Below are 12282 nucleotides of genomic sequence, written 5' to 3'. Positions count from 1 at the left end.
GCTCCGGTGGTGGCGGGGCAGCAGGCAAGGACGGTGCGGGCGTCAGCGGTTTCACAGGGGCCTCTGGCAACGGCGGTAACGGCGGGGCGGGCGACAACGGCTCTGGCGGTGCTGGCGGGACTGGTGGTGCTGGCGCCGGTCCTGCAGGCGCTGCAAACCAAGAGGCCGGCGGCGGTGGCGCGGGTGCCGGCGCAGCTGGGGCTGGCGGCGCCGGCGGTTTGCCTGGGGGAGGTGGAGGCGGCGGTGATTTTTCCGGCGGGGCCTGGCAGGGCGGCCTTGGCGGCGGCGGGCAAATCCGCATCACGTACACGCCGGTTTCCGGCATCACGGGTACTGCCGCATCGACCCAGACAGCGAACACGGGAGCGTCATCGGGCGCGGTCGGCACTTCTGGCGCCGCAGTTGCGACCGGAGCGAAGGACCAGGGCGCGGCTACCGGAGCTGTAGCTGTCGCGGGAACTGGCGCGACCACTCAGGCGAAGGACTCAGGATCGGCCAGCGGCGGTCTGGCGGTATCGGGTTCTGCAAGCGCAACGCAGCAGCCAAACGCCGCCGCAGCCAGTGGATCGGCGTTGGTGTCTGGTGCCTCAGCCGGTGCGCAGCGACCGAATGCAGGCGCGGCCTCCGGTTCGGTGGTGATCGCAGGTACCGGCAGCTCCGTCCAGGCCTCCAACACCGCGAGCGCAGCCGGCGCGGTCGGCAACGTTTCCCAGGGAAGCGCGGCAAGCGTTCAGGCACCGAACGCCGCGACGGCATCCGGCAGTGCAGGTGTCGCGGGAGCTGGCGCACCGGCGCAGGCACGAGGTGCCACGGCAACCGTCGCCACCAGCACCGTCGCCGGGGCTGCGGCCGGTGCGCAACGTGCGAATGCATCGACAGCGTCTGGCGTCGTGACATCGGGCAGCACCAGCCCGCCGAACCCGATCCTGGTGGCTGTGCCGGCCGAGGTGCGCATGGTCGCAGTCACAGGAGAGGCCCGCACCCTTGTAGTGGGCAAGGAAGCCCGCGTTCTGGAGGTACCAGCATGACCACAGCATTCCCTCCGAAAGATCCGGCTGCTGTCCTGGACTACCAGGTGGACTGGTCAGCCTGGCTGGCATCTGGCGAAACGATCAGTGGCGCGCCGGTAATCGAAGCGGGGGATCTCAACATCAACCCAGGTGGGCAATCCACAGCGGTGTCTGGCGGAATCGTGACCTTCTGGCTCGGCGGGGGCGTGGCCGAGCGGTTTTATGACGTCTCCTGCCAGATCACCACGTCGGCCGGTCGAAAGGACCGACGAACGTTCTCCCTGCGCGTCGCGACGCGCTGAGTCCACAGCCACCTTCGGGTGGCTTTTCATTTCTGGAGAGGCCTATGGACAAGCAGGCATTCAAGTTGGCCGCCGGCCTGACACAGATGATGGTCGACCGCTGGCACGCACCCATCATTGCGGCTTGGGCTGAATACGGGATCGACTCACCGACGCGCCAGGCTGCGTGGATAGGCCAGGTCGGGCACGAGTCTGGCGGTTTCATCTACACGCGCGAGCTATGGGGGCCGACGCCGGCGCAGCAGCGGTACGAGCGCGACTTCAATTCAGCATGGCCGCCGGCCAGCAAGACGGACCGGAACCAGAAGCCCTACGAACTTGGGAACCTGCAGCCGGGCGACGGCAAGCGCTTCATGGGGCGAGGCCTGATCCAAGTAACCGGGCGCGCCAACTACCGCGCGTGCGGCGCGGCGCTGGGCATCGACCTGGAAGCCGACCCGACACTGCTGCAAGGCGATGTGCTTGCCGCCCGCTCCGCATGCTGGTTCTGGCAGCGGAAGAACCTGAATGCGCTGGCTGATGCCGGCGACTTCGTAACCCTCACCCGCCGGATCAACGGCGGCACCAACGGCCTGGCCGACCGGCAGCAGCGTTGGGAACGCGCAAAGCGCGCCTTGGGAGTTGTGTGATGAAGATCGTCGAGAACTGGAACAAGTTGTGGAAGAGCACTACGGTGCTGCTGTCAGCGCTGCTGGCCATGCTGTCCGCCGCGCAGGTAGTGCTGCCATCGCTTCAGGCCGTGCTGGATCCTGAGATGTTCGCCAAGATAACGCTGGCGGTAGCCGTCCTGATCGGCGCGCTGCGATACATCAACCAGGAAGCTATCAAGCCCGACAACCGGCAGCCGACTGAGCAGGAGTGACTTGTCATCAGAGCGGCACTCATACCGGAGCCGAGATGTGTGAGAGGAGGATTTCATGAACCCACTGAGCAAGATCGGGCTTGGTGTGTTGGTCGCCGCGATCGCGGTGGCGTTGCTGGTGGCTGGGGTACTCGCGTGGCGCAAGGACGTGTACCAGCGGGGCTTCGCCGCGGGCCAGACGGAATTGATGGCCAGCATCGACGCACGTAACAAAGAAGTGGAGCGACTGAACAAGCAGCTCGTCGCCAAGGACCAAGATGTGATTGCGGCCAAAGAGGAGGACCGCGAAAAGATCGTCACCATCTACCGGACCATCCGGGAACAAGTGGAGCCCCAAATTGTTGAAAAGCCCGTGTTTCGTGATTGCCGCGTTGGCTCTGGCGTCCTGCGCAGCCTCGTCGCCGCCGCCGAGGGCCGAGTGTCAGCCGATCCCGGCCAGCCTGCGGAAGGCGCCCCCGGAAAAGATGCCAGCACCAGCCGATGACAGCATGGGCGCGATCGTGCGCGCGTATGTCGCGGCGGCGGAGCAGTACCACAAGTTCAGGCGCGACTGGCTCGCGCTGGATGATGCAATCAAGGCCAGGGAGGGCTGCTATGCAGGGGAATGAAATGCCGGTGCGGATGGAGCGGCCGACCATCCCGTTCTGGGGGCTCCTGGTTGCCCTGGTGGCCACGATGGCGGCCTATTTCGGCCAGCGGGAGGCCACCAACGCGGCGCTGATCGAGATCAAGACCGAAATGGTGGCCATGAAGAAGACCATCGAGCGGATGGAAGCGGACCGCTACACGGCGGCCGATTCCAGAAGGGACTTCGCCTGGCGAGACGAGCGCGCGGCAGAGCAGGGGAAACGGCTGACGGATCTGGAGCAGGAGATGCGGTCGCGGCGCCGGTAACGATCTAATCGTTATCCCATCCATCACGTTCAAGATCGCCTAAGACGACCTCATAGTATGAAACGCCAAGGTTAGCTAACGTAGCGATCGTCGCAGAGCCTATCGGCTTGCCCATGTGCTCGGTTGGTACATCGTAGATTTTTCCGCGATTCGTGACCGCGGTTGCCGTTACTTGGCCTGGAGAGATTTCGATCTTCGCCCCCGCTGGGGCATCTAGCATCGCCGTCCCATTGTTGATAGCAAGGTGTCCGATGAAGAGCGCCTCACTACCGGGCGGTGGGTTGATTGTCAGTGCCCCATGCTTCTTCGTCGTGATGTTGCGGATCCCGTGCTCGTCTGCGTGCCGCGCATGCATGAGATACCGGATCAGGGGGTCATTCTTGCGTGCCGCTGCCACGTTCTTGGCGTGCTGGGAATTGTAGAAACGTGGATCTCCCTTTAACGACGCCTCGGTCTTGTTCCAGAACCTCGTCAGTCTGCCGAGTACGTCCTTCCATAATTCGTCCACCTCATGGGGTGTCGAGGCCTTCGGTATGGCCTGGGCTGCCTGGCGTGCACGCTCCAATTCCTGTTTAGCCGCATTGAGTTTTTGACCCACAACCTCTCCCGTCCGTGTTCAATTGCGCTCATATACACTGTATATCCATACAGTGCGCAAAATGTCTACCGGATTTCAGCCTCCCAGCCTTCCGCTGCCATCGTACGTGATCGAGGAATCGATCTGTCGCAACTGCGCGCGCCTTCGCTTCGGGGTGCGCTACGAGTACCCTCATCCGCGTATGTGGGCGGAGTGCGAGCATGCGGTACCCTACGCGCCGATGATCTGGGCGACGTCCTGCGATTTCTTCATGCGGGAAATGGGGGTGGACTGATGGGCGCCACGCTGCTGGCTAAGGATTTGGTATATGCCAAACCTTTCGCCGCGATCTGGAGCGATCGGACGAAAAAAAACCCATCCGTGAGGATGGGTTGTCTCGATGCATCGAGATAGGCGCGTTAAGCGGCCTTCTTGTGTTCGACTTCCGCGGCGGCTTCTTCCTCGTCTCGCTCCTCTGCAACCTCAAGGAGGAGCCGCTTCATTTCGGCTGTCGCAAAGCGCGCCAGCGCATCGCGCATCAGCGGCTGATACCCAATCTTGTGGAGGCGAGCAATCACCTTGTATTGCTCAACCAAAGCCTTTGGTAGCCGAATCGAGATGGCCTGCATCCCGAGCGACTCGCCTACTTCATCTTGAAGCGCCTTGGGCGCTACAGCAACATATTGCTCATCAGCGCCCAGCGTACCGTTGTCCCATGCCTCTTCGGTACCTGGGATTTTGGTGGCTTGCGTCATTGTTTTCTCCTCATGTCATTACTGCCAACGGGGTGTTACGGGTATTACTTGGCGTGCCTGTCGTAGATGCCTTGGACCACGTCTGTGGCGTCGTACGCGGATTTGACGATGCTGTTGCCGTCTCGGTAGACAAACATCACTTTCAACAGGCGCCCTTTGCGTGTCTCGGCTACGAACCAAAGCGTCGGAGGGTCGGTTTGATGATCCTCACGGGTATCGATCAAGAAGTTTCCGCAGATGTTGTCGAAAGCTTCGCGGACCTCTTCTTCGCTGACTTGGTGCTTGTCAGAAAGCTTGGCTTTGATGCGCGGCGGGATGACTACGCTCATAGGATGTATATACGGCTAAAAGGTTTCGCTTTTCAAGAGAGGGTTACACTTGACCGTGCGATGTGCCGCATTTCGTGCGTTTCCCTAGCGTTTGTGATCTGCTATGCGCTCTGCTAACGGTTGCGCTATGCTTGAGGACGGATCATACGTATATACACTGTTGCGGTGCAACTGGTTTTTTCAATAGTGTCAATAGGAGGCTACGACCCGGTCACGTTACACGTTGTTCGTCGAAGAACTTTCGTGGCGGTTCGGGCGCCTCTCAAGGCAATTCGCCCACCTCTTTGCTAGCATTACGCCAAAAATACGCATTTGTCCCGGAGAGCTGTGCCAATGCTGGGAGTACGTTTCCCCTCCCTCGCACCAACCTATCTTTTTGTTGCGCAATCGCAACTTCTGCACTCCACGCCATTCGACGACACTTAACGCCGCAAAGCCAGACCTAGCAAGGGTTGGCGGGTGTTTTCGACGGCTCAAGCTCGCCGTGGCCCTGGCGGCTGCGGCCGCATGCGGCGCCCTCGTGGCGACGGTACGGAGCCATTTCTCGGAAACTGCGCCCGCGCCTCAGGTTGCCAGTCAATGCCACTTCGATGGGCGGCAGTATTCCGTGGGTAGCATCGTCAAAATGTCAGATGGCCTCTCCCGCGAATGCCTGGAGGCAGGCAGCGGCAGGTCGCACAAATGGTCGGAGTTTTCGCTGCGGCCAATCTAGCTGTACACCAATTTCGAAGCGCCCCCTAACCGGTTGTGGCCCTACATCCTCCGCCACGGCCGAACCACGCTTGCGGTCGTCCGTCGCTCTTCGGCGGAAGGTTGCCCCTCGCGTTGGACTTGAAGGGAGTGTCGAAATGGCTCTGGTCAGTTGCAGCGAATGCAAGCAAGAGGTGTCCGACAAGGCGCAGGCATGCCCGCATTGCGGCTTCAAAGGAAAGCCCAAGCTCAGAAACGGGCTCTACGCGATCCTGATTTTTCTGGCGATGATCGTTGTGTTGGCGCAATGCATCGGTGGCAAGGAGGAAGGGGCCGCAGAGCGATCGACGACGACGACCGAGCGCGCACAGACACCGGAAAGCGCTTCAGCCGTCCCTGCAATGGCTGTGACTATTGGCCGAGGCACCGACGATATCTTGAGCGAATTGCCTTTTATCGAGCGCACGGCTGCCGTACCTTTGCGCGATGGCAGTCCACGTGAATCGTTTCGACTGGGCAAGTACCTAGTCCTGGAAACGATAGGAGAGAAGACGGATTTGGATCGTTACACCCTGATGTTCGGGGTCGCGAGCGATGACAAGGCCGGCGCAGTTGAAACAGCCATACTTGTTTCAGCTATTCTGGCCAACACGTTTCCGGAATGGGGGAAGGGCGACGCCGACGAGGCTGCGGGGAAGTGGCTGGCGCAGGCGAGCGAACAGTTGGCGTCGAACATCAAGAAAAACCGGGATGACCCCGCGCCAGTCATCCTGGAGCGGGATGGGCTCCGTGTTCGATATTTTGCAACCCCCTCGCTTGGGCTCTTCTTCGTTTCGGTGCATCCGTTGGGGGCGTCGTAGGGTGGCGCGTCTTGGTGCCGATGAAACAGCGGTTTCTCGGCATGCCAGGACTGCCATAGGCGCAGCACCCGTGGTGCCATATGCCTGGGTGCTTATATCGTCAGATAGTTCCGGAGAGCTGCGGCTCGGACACGAAATGCGGGGTGGTCAATTGAAGTGTGCGATAGCAGGCTTCGGAATGGCGAATGCGCTCAGTGGTTGATTGTCGCCTATCGGCCAGCGGCCTCATTTTCCGCTGGTCAAGTGCAACTTCGAATTCGCTTCAGCGAAGTACGCCGCCTCAATCTCACATCCGACCCACCGCAGCCCCCGTTCCTTTGCCGCCAGCAAGAAAGTCCCCGACCCTGCAAACGGATCGCAAACCACGCCGCCTGCAGGCGCCAGTCGCACGACCTCGCGGGCCAGGCCGGCCGGCTTCTGCGTCATGTGAACCTTTGGCCGTGGCAGGCGTTCGGCGAACACGCCTGGCAAGTGCACCTTCTGGTCGGTGCGCACTGCACCCCTCGTCGCCCACACCATAAATTCGGCCTGCTGCGAGAAGCCGCCCGTACGGGGCCGCGCGCCGCCAGACGTCTTGTCCCACACCGCAACACCGCGCCAGATGAATCCGGCCGCCTGGACGGCATCGGTGAGGCTTGGCAATTGGCGCCAGTCGGTGAAACACACCAGGTGCGCGCCGTCCTTTGCCGCGCGGTAGGCTTCGCCGAGCCAACTCATGCACCAAAACGTCCAGGATCGCTGATCCTTGTTGTCGTGGTGGAATTCGGGATAGACGGTCTTCACGTCACCGCCGATGTACTTCTGGCCCGGCGCCTGCGCGCGGGCGCTGGCGTGCAGGCCTCCGGACGAATAGGGCGGATCGGTGAAGAACAGATCGACGGACTGCTCGGGCAAGCTCCGTAGGATCTCGATGGCATCCTTACGATGCAGGCGGTTCAGCAGCTTGGCAGGGATGGTGGGCTTCATGGACGGTATCTCCGATACACGAAGCTCTTGGGCCTTCTGGTGCGGAGCGCTCGGCCCTCAGTTGATTCATCGTGCCGCAGCGTGGGCACTTGATGGCGAGGCGAAGATAGTCGCCCGCGCCAAGTTTGCGATTGCAGCTGCCACAGCGAATGTCTTGCATGTCGTGGTCTTCCAGCGTTGTGCTAGGATTGCCGCGCCTCGCGAGGTGGCGCGGCCCTGGCCGGACTGGCAGGCTGCTTCTGCTGGAACGGGGCGGGGCCGGTGCTCTAACACCGACCACGTCGCCGCGTCTTTTGATTATTGAGTCTGAGAGTGCCTCGGAAACAGGGATGCTTGTTGTCAGCCGGGTATCCACTGCAAGGGCTGCGAAGCTGCCGTCCCTCGGTGCTTACCGCTCTGTTGGGCTTGGCCTAAATAATCTGTCGATGCTGCCGATAGGATCACGTATCACTTATCCGTTTGCCCGCGATGCCTTCCAGCCCATGCTTTCTCTTTAAGAATTCGTACGAATTCAAGCCGAAGGAAGAGATCGATTCGATTCCGAATTACGTACGTGGCATCTATGTCCTATTCAATGGCCCCCCAGACGCCAAAGGGGATAGGGATGTCGTCTACATCGGCATGGCAAGGGGGGAGAGCAGCGGGGCAAAGGGGCGCCTACGCAAGCATTGTCAGGATAAGGGCAAGGAGTGGAGCCACTTTTCGGTGTTCCAAGTATGGGACAACATTACCGAGGCACAGGTTGAGGAGTTAGAGGGTCTTTTCCGGCATATCTACAGGCGCGACGCCCAAGCGAATCGATTCAATATCCAAAAGAAGTACGCGCCTTTGGACTTGATTCGCCGGAAGACTGCGGACGAGTGGATCTAAGGTTCTCGCACAGATGCCAGGTGGCTGAGCTTGCTTAGTCGCCAACCTCCTGAGCTTTGACCTCAAGCTCGACTCCCGTCACATAGCCCCGATCGGAAAGCTGGTGAGTCACCTTCGCCACAACCCATCCCGTCCCATCAATCTCCGGCTTCCACCCCTGCACGCTCGCCGGCAGCTCCGGAAATAGCTCCGGCCGGCCCCGCGCCAGCGTAATCCGGAAGTTCGCAACCCCACGCTGTATCCGCTGCCACTCAGCCCGCGCGGCGCGTTCGGCGTTGGCCTTGTTGGCATAGGTGTGCCGCAGCACCTTCACGTTATCGGGGTTCGCGTTCTCGATGACGCTGGCTGCGCCCTTCGCGCGCGGGTCCTTCTTCGATGTCACGACGGCGTTGGCCGCATCCACGACCACCTCTCCCTTTTCCGCCAGCCGCGCGTCCTGGTAGTACGCCTTCACGCCGTTGTAGTTATCGCGGCCAGCAATCTGGAATGTGTGCGTGTCGCCGCTGGCGCGCGTGATTTCTACCGTGGGCAGGGCGATGGCAACGGCTTCTCCCTTCGTTTCGCACTGGCATCGAGCGTGGGTGCCAGTGTTCCCTTGTCACCAGCGCGTCCGAGGCTCGACATAGGGTTCGCCAGCAGCACGGGGCGGTTCAGGGGGAAGACCTTCGCATCGGCGTCGTCAGCAATGCAGACAATGCCCGGAATGGCTGTAGCGATGGTGCGGATCGGGCGGGTGCCCTCATTAATCTCAACGACGCGAACACCGTGATGGTAGTCGGGTGGCATGCAGTCCTCCGGGATGGGCCAGATGGTGGCGAGTTCGTCCGGAAAGGATGCTGCGTACGCGCGAGGGTGTCGCGTGGTGGGTGTTGTCAGGAGAAGAGGGACAACACTGAACCCTCTGCGCTAATCATTGCATCGCCGTTCGAGCAAGCCATTCCGATGAGGGGTGTTCGGGGTATGTCCTTTGATAGAGAGTTTCGCGCGCAGCTAACAATAAAAGATTCTCAAAATGGGAGGAGTCATAGAATGCGAGCAATGGCATGTACGGTAGTAGCGGTGTGTGGCCTTGTTTCTGGATGCAAGACTGCATTGGTTAGCAATGAGCTGAACCAAGGATCACAGAACGGAGCGAAGGGGCTGGTGTATCGGTTGCCCTTAAAGCAGTTCGACATCACAGTGACCTATGAACTGGTCAGTTGCACCGTTGACCAAACGGCGGGAAATGCCCAGTTAGGAACGAACGTCACGGGAACGGTTGTCGAGACTGTTGTGGGCGATGATGAGCGGACTTACTTTCTCGACTACTCCAAGCTTTCCGCCCCGACGAAGGTTAGCAACATCGATATCGGTGTGTCCGATACCGGGCTGCTGACGGCGATAAACTCCACGGTCACGGATCGAACAGGCCCGATCATCGCGAACGTTGGAACAACTGTTTTCAGCGTGGCCAGAGCCATCGCCTTGCCTGGTCTTTCCGGTGCCGCGACAGTGGCCCCGCTTCTTTTGCAGAACAAGGGGCTGCTGGATCCAGCCATCGTTCCCCCCAACGTTGTCGTTGACAGAAAGCGGGCTATCGGCAACCAGCTGTGTACGAAATTCAATAAGACGCGAAAGGAGTATGACGCAGCGATAGAGGTGTCGAAGTCTGCCGCAGCTTTAGTAAAGAAGAGGAGCGAAGCTGTCGACGCGCTGGCCGAGCGTAAGGCGCTGCATACGCAGTTGACGGAAGAACAATCCTTCTACAAACAATATGGAACCAGTGCGCAGTACAAGGCCGCTGTGGATGCTGTTTCCACTTCGGCAAAGGCCCTCGACAACGCCCAGCGGGCAGTCAACGCACTGAAAGACGTGAACGACGACTCCGACAAGGCCAACAAGAAACTCGCCGAACTGAAGGCGAAGCTGGTCGTCGCTCAGACGATCAATTTTGTTCCCAGCGTATCGCCGACGCCATATAGTCCCAAGCTGCAGTTCTCCCGTATTAACTCGCTATTCGACTCAGATGCAAAGCCGTGTAGTACCACGACGCTGGACAAGTGTATTGACCTGCCAGGCGTCAACTTCTCGGCAACGCCCTTGGCCGGATATGTACCGCAAAAGCAGACCTTCAAAGAAACCCCCGGTATTGTCTACAGGTTGCCCGCGACCGCGAGACTGCAGGCGAGCACAAGCGATGGTGTCGAGTTTATCAATCTGGTCACGCAGATTCCGCAGTATGGGCACATAGCCTCGCTGGATCTCAAAAACGGTGCCTTCGCAGACAATCAGTTGAAGATCACCTTCAATTCGAACGGCGTGCCTACGCAACTCTCATTCTCGTCACAGTCTCAAGCCGAGGCCGCATCGAAGGCAGCAAGTCAGACGGCTCAGTCGTACTTCGATTTTGCGAAGAACAAGCAGCAGGACAAAATTGACGCAGCGAAGACGCAAATCACTCTCGACAAGGACCGCGCGGCGGCGAACGCCTCCGTGGCCTCTGACAACCTGAATACCCTTCGCGATATCCAGAAGCTTCAGGCATTGGCAAACGGTACATCTTCCGAGGCTGCGACCCAGTTGGATGCGCTTAACAACCAGCGCGACATGCTGGACGTGCAACTCAAGATATTGGGGTTGCAGAAGCAGATCAACGATGCAAAGGCTGGCCTGGCGGCGCAAGCGGGGCAGTAGCGGGAAGGGCAAGGAAGCCTGTCAGCCGCGTACCGGCTGGTAGGCGCCCCTACCGCCTAACCTGACGGCCCAGTACATCAGTGTGCGGACCGTCCACGCCACCCCAAGCACCTCCATCGCTTCAAGGAAGGTCCGGTCCGCATATGCTTTGCTGCCGATGCCATTGGCATACAGGTAGTCATGGATGATCGCAGCCTTCGCCCACCTGCCATGCGGCGGGAACAGCGCCCATAGAAGGCGGGGGACTCGTCGGATTCCATAACGGCCGACGTAGGCGGATTCGTACTTCGATCCGTTGGTATTCCCCCCATTTCTAGCGGTCGCTGGAAGTAGAGGCTAGGCCATGATGGCCGATCGTTGTTTCGGGGTAATGCCACCGAGCGCCATATTGGGGCGTTCGTGATTGTAAGACCATAGCCATTTTGTCGCGTAGTCCTGGACTTCGGCGACGGTCTCGAACAGGTAATGCGCCAGCCAGTCATACCGCACAGTCCGGTTGTACCGCTCGATATAGGCGTTCTGTTGAGGCTTGCCTGGCTGGATGAACTGCAACCTGATTCCCCGCTTGCGGGCCCAGTTCTTCAATGCTTCGCTGACATACTCCGGGCCGTTGTCACACCGAATCGCCTGCGGCGGCCCTCGCCACTCGATGACCTGATCCAGAGCGCGGATCACTCGCGGTGATGGCAGCGAGAAGTCCACGTCGATGCACAGGCCTTCCCGGTTGAAGTCGTCGATGACATTGAACAGCCGAATGCTGCGGCCGTCGGCCAACTGGTCGTGCATGAAGTCCATCGACCAGCTTTCATTCAACGTCAATGGCACCGCCAACGGTTCGGGCTGCTCACGCACCAGCCGCTTGCGGGGCTTGATGCGCAGGTTCAACTCCAACTGCCGGTAGATACGATAGACGCGTTTGTGATTCCAGCCAAAGCCTTTGACGTTGCGCAGGTACAGGAAGCACAGACCGAACCCCCAGTTGCGCTGGTTGTGGGTCAGCTTGACCAGCCAATCGGCGATGACGTCATTCTCCGTCGAGCTCTTGGCCTGATACCGATAGCACGTCTCGCTCACGCCAAAGGCAGCGCAGGCCGTCTTGACCGTCAGGGCGCGTTCTCGCACGGCACGCATGGCCATCTCACGTCGGTGAGATGGCCTTACCACTTTTTTTCGATGGCTTCCTTCAGGACATCGGCCTTCAGGCGTTCCTCGGCATACATCTTCTTGAGGCGGGCGTTCTCGGCTTCCAATTCCTTCATCCGTGTCATCAGCGCCGCATCCATGCCGCCATATTTGGCCCGCCATTTGTAAAAGCTAGCGTTGCTCATGCCGTGCTCCCGGCATAGCTCCGGAACCGGTGTGCCGGCTTCGGCCTGCTTCAAGATGGCGATGATCTGGCTGTCCGTGAATCGGGAGGTCTTCATGCAAATTTCCTAAGGTACCGCTGATAGAAAATTCTACTTCCCGCGACGCTTACTTTACGGGGGGAATACC

General features: G+C 60.0%; 17 protein-coding genes and 1 pseudogene. 8 read left to right on the top strand and 10 right to left on the bottom strand.

The genetic code is table 11. The annotated features are described in order from the left end of the window. Positions 1-730 precede the first annotated feature (730 nt). Positions 731-955, bottom strand: a complete 225-nt coding sequence (locus AC3FLX_RS19670) for a hypothetical protein (protein WP_488698984.1) — start codon at positions 953-955, stop codon at positions 731-733. 69 nt (positions 956-1024) lie between these two features. Here AC3FLX_RS19670 and AC3FLX_RS19665 point away from each other — a divergent pair, with 69 nt between their 5' ends. Genes AC3FLX_RS19665 through AC3FLX_RS19640 form a run of 6 tightly spaced genes read left to right on the top strand, consistent with a single transcriptional unit; the run spans position 1025 to position 3068 of the window. Beyond that, the gene (locus AC3FLX_RS19665) at positions 1025-1312 is read left to right on the top strand and encodes a phage fiber-tail adaptor protein (protein ID WP_488698983.1); all 288 of its coding nucleotides are present in this window, start codon (positions 1025-1027) and stop codon (positions 1310-1312) included. Positions 1313-1356: 44 nt separating this feature from the next. Beyond that, a complete protein-coding gene (locus AC3FLX_RS19660) occupies positions 1357-1941 on the top strand; it encodes a glycoside hydrolase family 19 protein (RefSeq protein ID WP_488698982.1) in 585 nt (194 codons plus the stop codon). Next, positions 1941-2174 carry a DUF7940 domain-containing protein gene (locus AC3FLX_RS19655; protein WP_488698981.1) on the top strand — a complete coding sequence of 78 codons (234 nt, stop codon included), beginning with the start codon at positions 1941-1943 and terminating at the stop codon, positions 2172-2174. The genes AC3FLX_RS19660 and AC3FLX_RS19655 overlap by 1 nt, the downstream gene beginning before the upstream one ends. A gap of 55 nt (positions 2175-2229) precedes the next feature. Next, positions 2230-2658, top strand: a complete 429-nt coding sequence (locus tag AC3FLX_RS19650) for a hypothetical protein (protein WP_488698980.1) — start codon at positions 2230-2232, stop codon at positions 2656-2658. Further along, positions 2639-2782: a hypothetical protein gene (locus tag AC3FLX_RS19645; protein WP_488698979.1), complete on the top strand. Its 144-nt coding sequence runs from the start codon at positions 2639-2641 to the stop codon at positions 2780-2782. Before AC3FLX_RS19650 ends, AC3FLX_RS19645 begins: the two co-directional genes overlap by 20 nt. Next, positions 2769-3068, top strand: coding sequence for a hypothetical protein (locus AC3FLX_RS19640; RefSeq protein WP_488698978.1), 300 nt, complete (start codon positions 2769-2771; stop codon positions 3066-3068). Before AC3FLX_RS19645 ends, AC3FLX_RS19640 begins: the two co-directional genes overlap by 14 nt. 4 nt (positions 3069-3072) lie before the next feature. On the opposite strand, the gene AC3FLX_RS19635 is transcribed toward AC3FLX_RS19640, so the two are convergent. The 3 genes from AC3FLX_RS19635 to AC3FLX_RS19625 all read right to left on the bottom strand — a co-directional run bounded on the left by AC3FLX_RS19635 (position 3073) and on the right by AC3FLX_RS19625 (position 4729). Beyond that, the gene (locus AC3FLX_RS19635) at positions 3073-3666 is read right to left on the bottom strand and encodes a hypothetical protein (protein ID WP_488698977.1); all 594 of its coding nucleotides are present in this window, start codon (positions 3664-3666) and stop codon (positions 3073-3075) included. 398 nt (positions 3667-4064) lie between these two features. After that, positions 4065-4400 (bottom strand): BrnA antitoxin family protein, encoded by a 336-nt coding sequence (locus AC3FLX_RS19630; protein ID WP_488698976.1) that lies wholly within the window; start codon positions 4398-4400, stop codon positions 4065-4067. Positions 4401-4444: 44 nt separating this feature from the next. Beyond that, positions 4445-4729 (bottom strand): BrnT family toxin, encoded by a 285-nt coding sequence (locus AC3FLX_RS19625; protein WP_488698975.1) that lies wholly within the window; start codon positions 4727-4729, stop codon positions 4445-4447. An 848-nt stretch (positions 4730-5577) separates the two neighbouring features. On the opposite strand from AC3FLX_RS19625, the gene AC3FLX_RS19620 reads away from it, so the two are divergent. Beyond that, on the top strand, positions 5578-6279 hold the full coding sequence (locus AC3FLX_RS19620) for a zinc ribbon domain-containing protein (protein ID WP_488698974.1): 702 nt from the start codon (positions 5578-5580) through the stop codon (positions 6277-6279). Positions 6280-6504: 225 nt separating this feature from the next. Here AC3FLX_RS19620 and AC3FLX_RS19615 read toward each other — a convergent pair whose 3' ends face one another. The 4 genes and pseudogenes from AC3FLX_RS19615 to AC3FLX_RS19600 all read right to left on the bottom strand — a co-directional run. Then, complete coding sequence (locus AC3FLX_RS19615) at positions 6505-7245, bottom strand: DNA-methyltransferase (protein ID WP_488698973.1); 741 nt, start codon at positions 7243-7245, stop codon at positions 6505-6507. Next, entirely contained in the window at positions 7199-7405 is a 207-nt protein-coding gene (locus tag AC3FLX_RS19610) for a Com family DNA-binding transcriptional regulator (protein WP_488698972.1), read from the bottom strand. Before AC3FLX_RS19610 ends, AC3FLX_RS19615 begins: the two co-directional genes overlap by 47 nt. A gap of 744 nt (positions 7406-8149) precedes the next feature. Beyond that, complete coding sequence (locus AC3FLX_RS19605; RefSeq protein WP_488698971.1) at positions 8150-8569, bottom strand: hypothetical protein; 420 nt, start codon at positions 8567-8569, stop codon at positions 8150-8152. 107 nt (positions 8570-8676) lie between these two features. Then, a pseudogene (locus AC3FLX_RS19600) lies at positions 8677-8901 on the bottom strand (phage tail protein); the annotation flags it as partial. A gap of 243 nt (positions 8902-9144) precedes the next feature. Here AC3FLX_RS19600 and AC3FLX_RS19595 point away from each other — a divergent pair. After that, complete coding sequence (locus AC3FLX_RS19595; RefSeq protein WP_488698970.1) at positions 9145-10788, top strand: hypothetical protein; 1644 nt, start codon at positions 9145-9147, stop codon at positions 10786-10788. A gap of 21 nt (positions 10789-10809) precedes the next feature. On the opposite strand, the gene AC3FLX_RS19590 is transcribed toward AC3FLX_RS19595, so the two are convergent. Both AC3FLX_RS19590 and AC3FLX_RS19585 read right to left on the bottom strand, forming a co-directional pair. Beyond that, positions 10810-11043 carry a DUF1353 domain-containing protein gene (locus tag AC3FLX_RS19590; protein WP_488699176.1) on the bottom strand — a complete coding sequence of 78 codons (234 nt, stop codon included), beginning with the start codon at positions 11041-11043 and terminating at the stop codon, positions 10810-10812. Between the two features lie 81 nt (positions 11044-11124). Then, positions 11125-12212, bottom strand: a protein-coding gene (locus AC3FLX_RS19585; RefSeq protein ID WP_488696234.1) for an IS3 family transposase whose coding sequence is annotated in 2 segments (ribosomal slippage) — positions 11125-11960 and positions 11960-12212 — 1089 coding nt in all. Because the reading frame shifts where the segments join, the coding sequence is not laid out codon by codon here. Positions 12213-12282 lie beyond the last annotated feature (70 nt).

The organism is Cupriavidus sp. 291-E7, assembly GCF_057798835.1.
This window is presented reverse-complemented; position numbering and strand designations above follow the sequence as displayed.